Below are 12,940 nucleotides of genomic sequence, written 5' to 3' on the forward strand. Positions count from 1 at the left end.
GTTTATCTTTATTTCTCTTTAGTATTGATTAATAGTTTTTATTTTTACTCAAAAAACACAATATGATACTTGGAATAGGTTCAAGAATAAAACATCCAGAGCATGGGATGGGAGTGGTAACCAATGTAACTTCAAAAATGTATTGGGTTACTTTTATTGAAAACGGATTAGAAACCATTGAGATAGATGAAGAATTTGAAGTGATCGAAGGTGTTGAGGATGAAGTGGATACGGTAAGTTTTTATGAAGTAGAAAAAACCTTTAGAGATTTGTTAAAACGCTATAGTGATATTTCTGAAGTTGTTCCTATCGCTGATAAGTGGAAGGGAGGAAACTTGATTTTACAACCTGGAGACTCGAACCTGAGTGCCAAAGAAATGCCGATAGATACTTTTTTTCATAAAATCGTCATGGTACGAGATCGAATTCGTGTGATGGAGCAAAAAATCAATAGCTCTAATCTGGATGAACAAGATAAAATTGATCTACAACAGTACATTACACGTATGTATGGTAGTTTGACTACTTTTAATGTACTTTTCAAGAATAAATCTCAAAATTTTGTGGGTAGTAGAAGCAAATAATACTTTTCTAAAGCTCATTATTTCGAATTCCAGGCACGTAGATTAGAAATAGGTATTTCAAAACCTGCTAATCTATGTTTTTGGGATAGATATGCACCACTTTCTGTATTTGTCCAGCCGGTCCAGGTGGCTTCAACCCCGCCTATGGGTAAAATGGAGACCCACATTTGGTAGCTGGTCGGCAAGTAATTCTCATCCACTTTCCAGAGATATGAATCTCCTGGTGTAGTTCCACCAGATTGGTAGGTAACTAATAGTGCTTCAGAGCCATCGTTTAAATTTACCATTTCCCGGGTAACGCCTTGATCAAACAATTTGTGTGGAGCCACAACCCAAAAAGAATCGTTATTGAAAAAAGCTAAAGCTTTATCAATAAGTTCTTGTTTTTGGGTATTGTCAGTAATTGCTTTTGCTTCTGTATATACTTCGCTGTTATCAGGTTGAGTTAGATCCAGTGAAACCTTGTGATCACCCCATTGTACTTCTACTGTTCCGTTGGATTTATTCCATAAATAGTGGTGTTTGTTTCTGAAGGACCACTGAATAAAATCCGTATTCAGATAAGCATCATGCTTTACAGCCTTTTGTATTTTTAAAGCTAATTCGTCTGCTTCAGGTCCGGACTTACCTTCTGGTAGCTTATGATGTAATGAAAAATACAGTGTTGCCGCTGTGATGATAATCAAAGCAATACTGCTTAAAACAAGTATTTTGAGTAGCTTAAAAAGTTTCTTTCTCAAGATGGTGGATTTTGTGCATTAAATTTACCTTCTAAAGGTATAAAAAAGCATCAAAACGAGTCGTAGTAATCAAAAGACTTTAGGATAAGCTGATCATCCACCACACAATTATATTTGGCTTCTCCCAGTGTATTTAGCAATACGAAATAAATATTTCCTTGTTCATTTTTCTTGTCATGAACCAGTAAATCCATAATGGGTTGATGATCCTCGCTCGGGATAGTCACCTTTGGAAAAGTATGTAGAATTACCTTACTGATAGATTCAAGATCTTCCTTGGAGAGAGATAATAATTCGGAAGACATATAAGCTTCCATGATCATACCAATTGCAATGGCCTCACCGTGTAATAAAGTTTCTCGTTCGGGATGTGTCAGGTAATAGGATTCGATGGCATGGCCTAAGGTATGACCAAAGTTGAGATACTTTCTAATATTTTGCTCAGTAGGATCTTCAAATACAATATTGTTTTTGATCACTACCGAGTCGTAAATCATTTTTTCAAGATCCGTAAGGTCTAGTTTGGATAGGTCACTGATCTGATTCCAATAATCTTTGTCTTGAATCAACCCATGTTTTAGCATTTCTGCAAACCCACTACGCATTTGATTTGCAGGTAATGAACCCAGATAGGTCGTGTCAACCAAAACCATTTCAGATTCGCTAATCACACCTACCATATTTTTGAGATTTCCCAGATCGACACCGGTTTTTCCTCCTACAGAAGCATCCACCATAGCCAATAGTGATGTTGGGATGTTGATATAGTTAATTCCTCTTTTGTACGTACAGGCAACAAAGCCACCCAGATCAGTAACTACACCACCGCCCAAGTTAATCATCAAACTTTTACGATCTGCTCCCAGTTCTGAAAGTACATTCCATACACCACTACAGGTTTCAATATTTTTATGAATTTCTCCGGGCTCTATTTCAATAACCTCGATATCATATACCTCCTTAATCTCTCCCATCAATCGAGAAAGGCAGAATTCGTGAGTATTGCTATCAACCAGAATAAAGATTTTAGAATGGTTCGCTTTCTCTAGATACGTATTTAATGCAGAGTAGCATTCTTCACCAAAATAAACAATAGAATCTTTAGAGATAATAGGTTTCATACCGTGGGTTATTATTTGGGGCGAAATTAAGTAGAATTTGCAATAAAATAAACTCGCAAGTTCTATATTTGCAGATATCGTAAAAACGATAGCAGGTTTAGATAAAAATTCATCATATTTTTATCAAAATATATTTAATCTTATTGATTCCTAAAATTAATTCTTGATGGGGCAAAATAAATTGTTCGATAATACTGAAACGGCTTTCGCATTAAAAAGTGATTCTGAACTAGAGCGAGCGTACTTTTTGTTTAAAATGATTTCTAACGAGCCTTTGGTTCGAATAGGAACAGCAGTAACTAACTTTGCCATAAAGGCGCATTTACCAGTACAAGGACTTATTCGAGCTACAGTGTTCGATCATTTTTGTGGAGGGGTTAATGAAGAGGATTGCTTACCTGTAGTAGATAAGATGTATACCAAAGGAGTAAGCTCTGTATTAGACTATTCTGTTGAAGGAAAAGAGGAAGAGGCCCAGTTTGATGCTGTGTTGCAAAAAACACTGGAAATCTTAGAATTTGCAGATAATAAAGATGCAATGCCATTTGGGGTTTTCAAACCTACAGGTTTTGGACGTTTTTTGATTTGGCAAAAGAAAACCGAAGGAACACCACTTACCGCTGAAGAAGAAGAAGAGTGGAAGCGTATAGAGGAGCGATTCGACATCGTTTGTAAAAAAGCGTATGATTGTGATGTAGCTTTGTTAATTGACGGAGAGGAAAGTTGGATGCAGGATGCGGCGGATGAATTGGTGGGTAAAATGATGCGTAAGTATAACAAGGAAAAAGCTATAGTATACAATACGCTGCAGTTATACCGCCACGATAGAATGGCGTATTTGCAACGTTTACACGAAGAAGCTCGGGTATACAATTTCAAAATTGGAATGAAGATCGTAAGAGGGGCATATATGGAGAAGGAAAATGAAAGAGCAGCCGAGAAAAACTATCCTTCACCTATCTGTAAAGATAAAGCGCATACTGATCAAAACTTCAATGATACCATGAAGTATATCCTGAAACACATTGATGATATCTCTGTTTTTATAGGAACTCACAATGAAGAAAGTAGCTATTTGGCTATGGAAATGATGAAGGAAGTGGGTATAGATAAGAGTGATTTTAGAGTCTGGTTTGGGCAATTATATGGGATGAGCGACCATATTAGTTTTAATATGGCAAATGAAGGCTATAATGTGGCCAAGTATCTTCCTTTTGGTCCGGTTAGAGATGTAATGCCTTATTTGATCCGTAGAGCTGAAGAAAATACCTCTGTCGCTGGACAGACCAGTAGAGAGCTGAATTTGTTATCTCAGGAAAAAAACGTAGAAAATTGTAATGAATCTTAATCAGGTTACTGTACCTTCTATTGATATTGCACGATCCATTAGGTTTTATAAAACCTTGGGGTTACACCTTATCGTTGAAGCACTTCCTCATTACGCGAGATTTGAATGCCCTGATGGAGATGCTACATTTTCAGTTCATTTGGTAGATAAGTTGCCAGAAGGAGAAGGAGTGTATGTGTATTTTGAAATCGAATCTTTGGATCAAGAAGTAGCACGTTTACGTAAAGAAGGAGTGCAATTTGATCAATTGCCAGTAGATCAAAGTTGGTTATGGCGAGAGGCTCGATTACGGGATCCGGATGGAAATAAAGTTATTTTATATTTTGCAGGAGATAATCGGAAAAACCCACCCTGGAGAATAAACTAACAGATACTCTTTTGTTATGGATGAACATGTTCTGGATCAATCTTTTCTACGAGAAAGTTTTAAAGGGAAACGGTTAACCGCTAGAACTTTTGATAACTGCACTTTTAGTCACTGCGACTTTACTGAAGCTAATTTATCTGGGATTACTTTTCTGGAATGCAGATTTGAAGATTGTAATTTTGGGTCTGTAATGCTAAAGGAAACTTCACTACAAACTGTAGTATTTGTAGCATGTAAATTATTAGGTGTCGATTTTAGTAGTTGTAACTCATTCTTGTTCTCTGTAGCTTTTGAAAATAGTACCCTAGATTATGCATCATTCTATGGTTTGAGTATGAAAAATACACCATTTACCTCTTGTAGTGCAAAGGAAACTGATTTTTCTCAAGCAGACTTGTCCAGTGCTGTTTTTGATCAATGTGATTTGAATCAGACTATTTTTGATCAAACAAAATTGGAAAAAACTGATTTTAGAACGGCTTTTAATTTTATGATCGATCCAGAATTGAATACTGTGAAAAAAGCTAAGTTTAGTATGTCTGGATTAAAAGGATTGTTGACTAAATATAATTTGGATATAGAAGAATAACAGTTTCACTTATAATTGAGTGCATACTTCTTCAAGGATGTCAATAGTTTTGTGAATTTCTTCTTCATTCAGCGAGGCAAATCCCATACGGATACTGTTGTGTTTTAAGTTGTTTGGATCGTATCTCCGCCATTCTGGGTTAAGTTCCAGTTTTAGAGAACCGGACCTAGCAACAACATCATCCCAATTGTATTTATTGTTTAAGGTAACCCAGACGGCTAATCCTCCTTTTGGAACTTCAAATTCGAAATAATTGGATAGTCTTTCTTTGAGTAAGGAGCAGAATAAATCTCTTCTGCTCTTGTAGATTTTAAGAACTTTATTAGTATGTCTTTGTATATCTCCAGCTTTAATAAGTTGTGCCATAGTTTTTTCTAGAACCATGTCTCCTTGTCGATCAATGATCCTCCTCATATTGGAAGCTTCGTCTATAAAATCCTTGGGGGCAATCAGGTAACCAATACGCATGGCGGGCGCTATGATTTTGGTAAACCCTCCTATATAAATCACATTGCCATAGTTGTCATTACTCGCTAATGGAAGAATAGGAGCATTGCTGTAATGAAAATCGTAATCATAGTCGTCTTCAATAATGGCAAAACCATATTGCTTTGCCAGTTGCAATAAGTGCATTCTTCTTTCTGCAGATAGGGTTACCGTTGTAGGATGGTGATGATGAGAGGTCACATAAATAGCTTTCACTTTGGTTTTCTTACATAAAGCTTCCATAGCATTTGTGTCAATTCCTTGATCATCAACAGGGATATGAGCGATAGTAGCTCCTGCTTCTTCAAAAGTGTAGTTGGCAGTTAGATAATTCGTGTTTCCAACCACAACAGTGTCTCTTTTATTGAATAAGAGTTGACTCGCAAGGTAAATCCCCATTTGACTGCCTCGGGTAATCAAGATGTTATCCAAAGAGATGTTTAATCCTCTCGTCTGATTAAGGTATTTCACCAACTTTTCCCTTAGATCAAGATTGCCATAAGTAGAGCCGTAGGCAAAGAGGTTTTGGTGGTAGCTTTTTTTAGCAATATTTCTATAAGTTTTGGATAATTCCTCAATCGGAGCTAGTCGGTGATCCGGAGATCCGTCGTCTATCTGTATTTTGGAAAAATCATCAAAAGTAACAGAGCTGTACATTAAATTAGGTCTTTTTGAAAACGAAAAAGAGCTGATAGTGGTAGTTTTTTGTTTTGAGTTTTCACGATCAAAATCGGCAGGATTCACAATAGGAAGCATACTATTTACATAGGTCCCTCTAGAGGGTAGTGTTTCGATCCAGCCTTGTGCGATAAGTTCGTCGTAGGCCGCAATTACCGTTTTGCGATGAATTTGTAGGTCGTTTGCCAATGTTCTGGTCCCTGGTAATCGGGTAGCGGGAGGTAATTTCCCGGATTTGATGTGTTTAATCATTTGATCGCATAATTGTAGATACAAATTGCGTTGTACTTTGCGATCAAGTAGTATGGAACTTTTGTATGGAAACATAACCGGACTATTAGATATATTAAAACTGGATGCATATAAGCATCCATAAAGCTACTACTTTTGAGTATCAAATAAAAATCAGAAGCTAGAGCGAGTGTATTAGCCGCTAAGTTTAGTTTCAAAATAAATAAGCTATGGGAACATATTCGGTTTCGTCATTGAATAAAGTAGTTCGCGGACCTAAAAGAGCGAATTATGACGTACAAACTATAAACGCCATTTTGGATGATGCTTTTTTGTGTAATGTGGGGTATATATGGGATAATAAGGCTATTGTTATTCCTACTGCCTATGGAAGAAAAGAGGATAAGCTCTATATTCATGGTTCACTAAAAAACCGAATGATGTTGAGTTTATTAGAAGCTGGAGAGGCCAGCGTTTCGGTAACTCATCTGGATGGTTTGGTGTTGGCTAGGTCTGCATTTCATCATTCTGCAAATTATCGTTCTGTAAATGTATTTGGCAAAGTACGGAAACTAGAAGACCCAAATGAAAAAATGGCTGCTCTTGCCTGTATTTTGAATCATATGGTAGATGGGCATTGGGATCATGTTCGACAACCTAATGAAAAGGAATTTAATGCTACACTAGTACTTGAAATAAGTATGGATCACGCTTCGGCAAAGGTTAGGGCAGAAGGAGTAAACGATGAACCCGAAGATCATAATTCTTCAATTTGGGCCGGAGTAGTGCCAATTCGCCAAGTAGCTTTCGATGCTATTTCTGATGAATTGCTACAACCAGGCATAAATATACCTGATACTGTAAATCGTTTTGTAGAACAAAATAAATAGACCGATGTTACAAATAAGACCCAGTTGCGAAAACTGTGATGCACCATTACCCAATACTAGTGATCAGGCAATGATATGTTCTTTTGAATGTACGTTTTGTAAGGATTGTGTGGATCATATATTTCATAATGTTTGCCCAAATTGCGGGGGAGGATTCGAGAAAAGACCTACCAGACCATCGAATTGCTTTACCGGAAACTGCGTAGATCGCTATCCAGCAAGTCAAAAAAAGGTGTTTAAACCAGTAGTGTTTGATAAGTTTAAAGAAATTTTGAATATTTTTAGAGATATTGAACCAAGAAAAAGGTAACAATGATTGATATCAGACGAGCTACAGTACAGGATACACAAAGTATTTCTCATTTAGGTGCAACAACCTTTGATGAAGCTTTTGGGCATTTGTTTATTCAACGGGATGATCTTAATTCATACCTTACAGATACGTTTGCTGAAGAAAAAATATTTCGCAGTTTACAAAAAGAAAAGAATGTGTATTGGTTAGCTACTGAAAATGGTGTTCCTGTGGGGTATGCTAAGTTGCAACTTGATGCTCCTTCCGAATTTATTGATAGTACAAAGGTCTGTAAACTTCAGAAGATTTATTTTCTAGGGAGTCATGTTTCCAAAGGTATTGGTAGCCGTTTACAACAACTAGTTTTTGAAAAGGCTGTGGAGCATAACAATCATTATCTTTGGCTGTCGGCATTAAAAGAAAATGTGGGCGCAGTAAAGTTTTATGAAAGAAATGATTATGAAATAGTTGGAGAGCATCCCTTTACCATAGGAGAACAAAAGTTTGAGTTTTGGGTAATGGGTAAGAAATTAGTCTAATTCACTCTTTATATCCAAAGCTTCCACCTTAGCTGTAGAATCACAGTTTTTTACCTGTAGCTCTATAATTTTCTGCTCTAATTGACCTTCAATAAAATAAAGATTACAAGAGTCTCTTTTGGTGTCACTTTTTGAAAAATCTACGCTTCCCGTTTGTAGGACTTTTGAAATGTCTGCTGTATCAATGCTGTTTGCCTGCATTTTGGTTAAAACCTCTTGTTTAAATACACGATCTTTGACTCTAATATTTTTGAGTACTCGAGCATTAGGTCCATAGTCGCAAGAAGTCTTTTTTCCGCCTAAAAAGAAAAATAACAGAATAAGACCAATAGTAAATCCTCCGAGGTAATAAAACAAACGCTGTGCTAATTTCATCAGTTATAAAATTGTGACGGCAAAGTAACGACTTTTTACACAAAAAAGTAGTAGCGCTTTTTAACCAAGAATATTAAATTATCAACAGATTAATATCTCGGTACGATAAGTCAAACCAATCTGCAATAGGTTTGCTTGTTAGGATACCATGATAAAAATAGAGCCCACTTTTTAATCCTCGATCAAAACGTACCGCACTTTCAATCCCGCCTTCTTCTCCGATTTGTAATAGGTAGGGGGTAAAGATGTTACTGATCGATAATGAGGAGGTACGAGCGTATCGCGATGGGATATTAGGAACACAATAGTGTACAACACCGTGCTTTTCAAAAGTAGGATGATCGTGAGAAGTAACTTCACTAGTTTCAAAACATCCGCCCATATCAATACTAACATCGATAACTACTGCCCCTTGTTTCATGCGTTCTACCATGGTTTCGGTCACAATAACCGGGGCTCTGTTTTTACCTCGAACGGCGCCTATCACCACGTCGCAACGGCGTAACGCTTTTAATAAGTTCTTTGGCTGAATAGTGGAGGTGTAAAGTGTTCTACCTAGGTTGGTTTGAATACAGCGTAATTTGGTAATCGAATTGTCAAAAACCTTTACATTGGCTCCAAGACCAACTGCAGAGCGAGCAGCAAATTCTCCAACAGTACCTGCACCAAGAATCACTACTTCTACAGGTGGTACGCCACTAATATTTCCCATCATTAATCCTGATCCAGAAGTGCTTACGCTATTCATGAGTTCTGAAGCAATTAAAACTGCAGCAGTACCAGCTATTTCGCTTAAAGCTCTTACCGCCGGATAGGCTCCGTCAGAATCACGAATAAATTCAAAACCGAGAGCAGTAATTCTCTTTTTTGCCAGTGCCTGGAAATAATCTTTGGTTTGTGTTTTTAGTTGTAATGCCGAGATTAAAACTGACTGTGGGTTGATATGTTCCAATTCTTCTAACGAAGGCGGTTCTACTTTTAGGATAATCGGACATCCAAAAACTTTTGCTTTGTCATTGGTGATTTCTGCACCTGCTTCACTGTAATCTCTATCCGTGAAACTAGCGCCTATACCAGCATTGGCTTCTAATAGTACTCTATGTCCGTGAGCCGTTAATGCGGCAACTGCATCTGGAGTAAGACATACTCGCTTCTCTTGGTAACTAGTCTCTTTTGGGATCCCTATAAAGAGCTTTCCTTTTTTTCGTGCTACTTCGATGGTTTCTTCTTGTGGCAGTAGTTGCTCTTTGGTAAAAGGAGATGTTGGTTTACTCATTTGCGTGAAATTCTGTAACTCAAATTACGAATAAAAAAGCCAAGAAAACAAATAAGGTGAAGTATTAACATCGGTTTTAGTGCCTATTAAGCAACAGTAATCCTCCTTTTTCCATCTTCGGCAAGAACAATTTTTACAGTAGCAATATCAAAGGGTAATATGTTTTTTACCCGATCAGGCCATTCAATAAATACCCAGGCACCTGATTCCAAATATTCTTCAAAACCAATGTGATAGGCTTCTTCTTCATCTTCGATTCTATAGAAATCGAAATGATAAATTGGCCCTTCATCTCCTTCATATTCATTGACCAAAGAATAGGTTGGACTGGTGATACCGTCTTGTACACCCAGTTGTTTACAAATTTGTTTAATCAAAGTGGTTTTACCGACGCCCATATCACCATCAAAGCTTATAATTTTGTTGGTCGTATGGGCAATTACCTGTTCTGCAATATCTGAAAGTTCTTCTAGGGAATATGTGATGGTCATTTTTGTTTTATCTGGGATTTAACACAGCAAATGGTATGATCATTTCTTCTAGCGATACCCCACCATGCTGGTACGTATTGCGATAATAACTTACGTAATGATTGTAATTATTAGGGTACGCAAAGAAATAATCTCCTTTGGCAAAAATAAAAGAACTACTCACATTTATAGAAGGTAAATGGATTTCTTTTGGATTGGTAGCTTCAAGAACTTCCCTCTGTTCATAAGTTAAGCTTTTTCCTGTCTTGTATCGCAGATTTAAACTGGTGTTTTTGTCTCCGATTACTTTTGAAGGATTCTTTACATTAATTGTACCGTGATCCGTAGTAATCAGAAGTTTAAATCCAAGTTGTTGTGCTTGTTGTATCATTTCCAGTAAAGGAGAATTCTTAAACCAACTTTGAGTGAGAGATCGATACGATTTATCATTAGATGCTAATTCTTTGATAACTTCCATCTCGGTTTTACTATGGGAGAGCATATCCACAAAATTGTATACTACCACGGTTAGATCGTTGTCCTTTAAACCTTTAAAATTGGCAGCAAGAGTCTTTCCGGATCTTTCGTTGGTAATCTTGTAGTATTCGTGTTTGATATCTAATCCCAAACGTTGTAACTGAGCGGTCAAAAATTCATTTTCATTCATGTTTTTTCCACCTTCATCGGTATCATCCAGCCAAAGGTCAGGATGTCTCTTTTTCATTTCTGAAGGCATTAATCCAGAGAAAATGGCATTTCGCGCATATTGCGTAGCGGTTGGTAGGATACTGAAATAGGATATCTCTTGCTCTTTTTTGTAATAATTGTTTATGATCGGCTCAAACGCTTTCCATTGGTCGTACCTTAGATTATCAATAACAACCAATAGAGTAGGCTGACTTTTGCTTATCTCAGGAACAACCATTTCTTTGAACAAAGTATGTGACATTACAGGTGCATCGTCATGGCCGCTGAACCAATCTCTATAATTTTTGTCGATAAATTTGAAGAATTGAGAATTAGCCTCGGTTTTCTGTGATTCCAGAATTTCGAACATTCCTGTATCCTCAATGTCTTCCAATTGTAATTCCCAGTATAAAAGTCTTTGGTAGAGATCTGACCATTCTTCAAAAGAGTTGACCATGGCCATATCCATAGCTATTTTTCTAAACTCTTGTTGGTAATTGGCCGTTGTTTTTTCAGAAACTAACCTGGAATTGTCTAAGTTCTTTTTTAAACTTAAAAGAATCTGGTTAGGATTAACCGGCTTTATCAAATAATCAGCAATCTTACTTCCGATTGCTTCTTCCATAATATATTCTTCTTCACTCTTGGTGATCATAACTACAGGAATACTATCTTTCTTTTCTTTGATTTCAGAAAGCGTTTCTATTCCTGATAATCCTGGCATATTTTCATCCAAAAAAATGATATCAAAATTATCGTCATCTAATATATCTAATGCTTCGGTACCACTTTGACATTTTGTAACCTCATAATTTTTCTGCTCCAGAAATAGTATATGTGGTTTTAGTAAATCAATTTCATCATCCACCCACAATATCTTTATCTTACTCATCAATCGTATTATTTATTTGATTAATTATCTGTTAATATAATTTTTTTGTTCCTTTTTTGAATAAACTTATTACTTAAAATTTATAGGAAGTGCTTTATATGATTGCCATATATGTATATTTGCTTTCATAAAAGTAAAATAAACTTGAAAAAAAGAAATAAGCTCAAAATATTAAACGACCCAATTTACGGTTTTATTACCATACCGAATGAACTAATTTTTGATCTTATAGAGCATAAATATTTCCAACGACTTCGCAGAATTTCTCAAATGGGTTTATCGTATTTGGTATATCCTGGTGCCCACCATACTCGTTTTCACCATGCTTTGGGTTGTATGTATTTGATGCAAAAAGCGGTAAGAGTTCTTCGTTTTAAGGGAGTTAGCATTTCTGAAGAAGAAGAAGAGGGATTATATGTGGCGATACTTTTGCATGATATTGGTCATGGCCCATTTTCGCATGCGATGGAGCATAGTATCGTAAATGAGATCAATCACGAATCTATTTCGTTGATGTTTATGGAGAAAATCAACGAAGAATTTAACGGGAGTTTAACGTTAGCGATTCAAATTTTTAAAGGAGAGTATCATCGTAAATTTTTACACCAATTGATATCTAGCCAGTTGGATATGGATCGTTTGGATTATCTGAAACGTGATAGTTTTTATACTGGTGTTGCCGAGGGTAATATTAATAGTGAACGTTTGATCACTATGCTTACCGTGGTTAACGATGAATTGATGATCGAAGAAAAAGGAATTTACTCCGTAGAAAAGTTTTTGTTAGCTCGTAGGTTGATGTATTGGCAGGTGTATTTGCACAAGACCAGTATTGTTGCCGAAAATGTATTGATAAGAGTATTGCAAAGAGCAAAGGAATTGGTGGATGATGGAGTAGAGCTTGAAGCGAGTAAAGCGTTGAAGTTCTTTTTGCAGAATAAAATCACTGCCGATAATTTTACCGAAGATGTATTAGAGACTTTTGCTAGACTAGATGATTATGATGTAGTTTCAGCAATGAAAGAGTGGATGTCTTCTGAAGATTTTGTGTTGCGTACATTATCCGCTATGATCATCAATAGGGATTTGTTGAAAATTAAAATCAAAAAGAAGCCTTTTGATAATGAGAAAAAGGAAAAACAAATCGAAAAATTCAAACAAGCGTATAAAATTTCTGACGCCGAGGCACGTTATTTTGTTTTTGGAGGAACTATTACGAATCAGGCCTATCATCAAAACAAACAAAATATTAATATTTTATACAAATCAAGGAAAGTAGTTGATATTGTGAAAGCTACAGATGAGTATAACTTAGAAGCCCTATCTAAACCTGTAACTAAATATTTTATGTGCTCTCCGAAGTACAAACATTAAC

Annotated in this window: 15 protein-coding genes; 8 read left to right on the forward strand and 7 right to left on the reverse strand. The window is 36.4% G+C overall.

Features of this window, described 5'->3' with window-relative positions:
- The first annotated feature begins 62 nt into the window (after window positions 1-62).
- Window positions 63-584, forward strand: coding sequence for a hypothetical protein (locus AC0L3Q_RS11750; protein ID WP_473286733.1), 522 nt, complete (start codon window positions 63-65; stop codon window positions 582-584).
- Between the two features lie 17 nt (window positions 585-601).
- Here AC0L3Q_RS11750 and AC0L3Q_RS11755 read toward each other — a convergent pair whose 3' ends face one another.
- Both AC0L3Q_RS11755 and aroB read right to left on the reverse strand, forming a co-directional pair.
- Window positions 602-1,324, reverse strand: coding sequence for a hypothetical protein (locus AC0L3Q_RS11755; RefSeq protein WP_473286734.1), 723 nt, complete (start codon window positions 1,322-1,324; stop codon window positions 602-604).
- A 50-nt stretch (window positions 1,325-1,374) separates the two neighbouring features.
- Window positions 1,375-2,445, reverse strand: coding sequence for a 3-dehydroquinate synthase (aroB, locus tag AC0L3Q_RS11760; protein WP_473286735.1), 1,071 nt, complete (start codon window positions 2,443-2,445; stop codon window positions 1,375-1,377).
- Between the two features lie 166 nt (window positions 2,446-2,611).
- On the opposite strand from aroB, the gene AC0L3Q_RS11765 reads away from it, so the two are divergent.
- The 3 genes from AC0L3Q_RS11765 to AC0L3Q_RS11775 are packed head-to-tail and all read left to right on the forward strand — an operon-like array spanning window position 2,612 to window position 4,749.
- On the forward strand, window positions 2,612-3,793 hold the full coding sequence (locus AC0L3Q_RS11765) for a proline dehydrogenase family protein (protein ID WP_473286736.1): 1,182 nt from the start codon (window positions 2,612-2,614) through the stop codon (window positions 3,791-3,793).
- Entirely contained in the window at window positions 3,783-4,160 is a 378-nt protein-coding gene (locus tag AC0L3Q_RS11770) for a VOC family protein (protein ID WP_473286737.1), read from the forward strand. Before AC0L3Q_RS11765 ends, AC0L3Q_RS11770 begins: the two co-directional genes overlap by 11 nt.
- Before the next feature lie 16 nt (window positions 4,161-4,176).
- Window positions 4,177-4,749 (forward strand): pentapeptide repeat-containing protein, encoded by a 573-nt coding sequence (locus AC0L3Q_RS11775; protein WP_473286738.1) that lies wholly within the window; start codon window positions 4,177-4,179, stop codon window positions 4,747-4,749.
- 9 nt (window positions 4,750-4,758) lie between these two features.
- Here AC0L3Q_RS11775 and pdxR read toward each other — a convergent pair whose 3' ends face one another.
- Entirely contained in the window at window positions 4,759-6,240 is a 1,482-nt protein-coding gene (gene pdxR, locus AC0L3Q_RS11780) for a MocR-like pyridoxine biosynthesis transcription factor PdxR (RefSeq protein ID WP_473286739.1), read from the reverse strand.
- A 134-nt stretch (window positions 6,241-6,374) separates the two neighbouring features.
- Between pdxR and AC0L3Q_RS11785 the strand changes: the two genes are divergently transcribed.
- The 3 genes from AC0L3Q_RS11785 to AC0L3Q_RS11795 are packed head-to-tail and all read left to right on the forward strand — an operon-like array spanning window position 6,375 to window position 7,865.
- On the forward strand, window positions 6,375-7,034 hold the full coding sequence (locus AC0L3Q_RS11785) for a pyridoxamine 5'-phosphate oxidase family protein (protein ID WP_473286740.1): 660 nt from the start codon (window positions 6,375-6,377) through the stop codon (window positions 7,032-7,034).
- Window positions 7,035-7,038: 4 nt separating this feature from the next.
- Window positions 7,039-7,344: a DUF1272 domain-containing protein gene (locus AC0L3Q_RS11790; protein WP_073313161.1), complete on the forward strand. Its 306-nt coding sequence runs from the start codon at window positions 7,039-7,041 to the stop codon at window positions 7,342-7,344.
- A gap of 2 nt (window positions 7,345-7,346) precedes the next feature.
- The gene (locus AC0L3Q_RS11795) at window positions 7,347-7,865 is read left to right on the forward strand and encodes a GNAT family N-acetyltransferase (protein ID WP_473286741.1); all 519 of its coding nucleotides are present in this window, start codon (window positions 7,347-7,349) and stop codon (window positions 7,863-7,865) included.
- Here the strand turns inward: AC0L3Q_RS11795 and AC0L3Q_RS11800 are convergent.
- From AC0L3Q_RS11800 to porX, 4 genes are all read right to left on the reverse strand, one after another.
- Entirely contained in the window at window positions 7,857-8,240 is a 384-nt protein-coding gene (locus AC0L3Q_RS11800) for a DUF4258 domain-containing protein (RefSeq protein ID WP_073313165.1), read from the reverse strand. The genes AC0L3Q_RS11795 and AC0L3Q_RS11800 overlap by 9 nt on opposite strands.
- A 73-nt stretch (window positions 8,241-8,313) precedes the next feature.
- Window positions 8,314-9,516 (reverse strand): alanine dehydrogenase, encoded by a 1,203-nt coding sequence (locus tag AC0L3Q_RS11805; protein WP_473286742.1) that lies wholly within the window; start codon window positions 9,514-9,516, stop codon window positions 8,314-8,316.
- Between the two features lie 86 nt (window positions 9,517-9,602).
- The gene (tsaE, locus tag AC0L3Q_RS11810) at window positions 9,603-10,007 is read right to left on the reverse strand and encodes a tRNA (adenosine(37)-N6)-threonylcarbamoyltransferase complex ATPase subunit type 1 TsaE (RefSeq protein ID WP_473286743.1); all 405 of its coding nucleotides are present in this window, start codon (window positions 10,005-10,007) and stop codon (window positions 9,603-9,605) included.
- 7 nt (window positions 10,008-10,014) lie between these two features.
- A complete protein-coding gene (gene porX / locus AC0L3Q_RS11815; protein WP_473286744.1) occupies window positions 10,015-11,565 on the reverse strand; it encodes a T9SS response regulator signal transducer PorX in 1,551 nt (516 codons plus the stop codon).
- A gap of 144 nt (window positions 11,566-11,709) precedes the next feature.
- On the opposite strand from porX, the gene AC0L3Q_RS11820 reads away from it, so the two are divergent.
- A complete protein-coding gene (locus tag AC0L3Q_RS11820) occupies window positions 11,710-12,939 on the forward strand; it encodes an HD domain-containing protein (RefSeq protein ID WP_473286745.1) in 1,230 nt (409 codons plus the stop codon).
- Window position 12,940: the final 1 nt, after the last annotated feature.

The organism is Aquimarina sp. KJ22-3 (genome assembly GCF_055808215.1).

Excerpts from the sequence above, each read along its gene's own strand:
- AC0L3Q_RS11750 (WP_473286733.1), top strand. The coding sequence starts at position 63 with ATGATACTTGGAATAGGTTCAAGAATAAAACATCCAGAGCATGGGATG.
- aroB (WP_473286735.1), bottom strand. The coding sequence starts at position 2,445 with ATGAAACCTATTATCTCTAAAGATTCTATTGTTTATTTTGGTGAAGAA.
- AC0L3Q_RS11765 (WP_473286736.1), top strand. The coding sequence starts at position 2,612 with ATGGGGCAAAATAAATTGTTCGATAATACTGAAACGGCTTTCGCATTA.
- AC0L3Q_RS11770 (WP_473286737.1), top strand. The coding sequence starts at position 3,783 with ATGAATCTTAATCAGGTTACTGTACCTTCTATTGATATTGCACGATCC.
- AC0L3Q_RS11775 (WP_473286738.1), top strand. The coding sequence starts at position 4,177 with ATGGATGAACATGTTCTGGATCAATCTTTTCTACGAGAAAGTTTTAAA.
- pdxR (WP_473286739.1), bottom strand. The coding sequence starts at position 6,240 with ATGTTTCCATACAAAAGTTCCATACTACTTGATCGCAAAGTACAACGC.
- AC0L3Q_RS11785 (WP_473286740.1), top strand. The coding sequence starts at position 6,375 with ATGGGAACATATTCGGTTTCGTCATTGAATAAAGTAGTTCGCGGACCT.
- AC0L3Q_RS11790 (WP_073313161.1), top strand. The coding sequence starts at position 7,039 with ATGTTACAAATAAGACCCAGTTGCGAAAACTGTGATGCACCATTACCC.
- AC0L3Q_RS11795 (WP_473286741.1), top strand. The coding sequence starts at position 7,347 with ATGATTGATATCAGACGAGCTACAGTACAGGATACACAAAGTATTTCT.
- AC0L3Q_RS11800 (WP_073313165.1), bottom strand. The coding sequence starts at position 8,240 with ATGAAATTAGCACAGCGTTTGTTTTATTACCTCGGAGGATTTACTATT.
- AC0L3Q_RS11805 (WP_473286742.1), bottom strand. The coding sequence starts at position 9,516 with ATGAGTAAACCAACATCTCCTTTTACCAAAGAGCAACTACTGCCACAA.
- tsaE (WP_473286743.1), bottom strand. The coding sequence starts at position 10,007 with ATGACCATCACATATTCCCTAGAAGAACTTTCAGATATTGCAGAACAG.
- porX (WP_473286744.1), bottom strand. The coding sequence starts at position 11,565 with ATGAGTAAGATAAAGATATTGTGGGTGGATGATGAAATTGATTTACTA.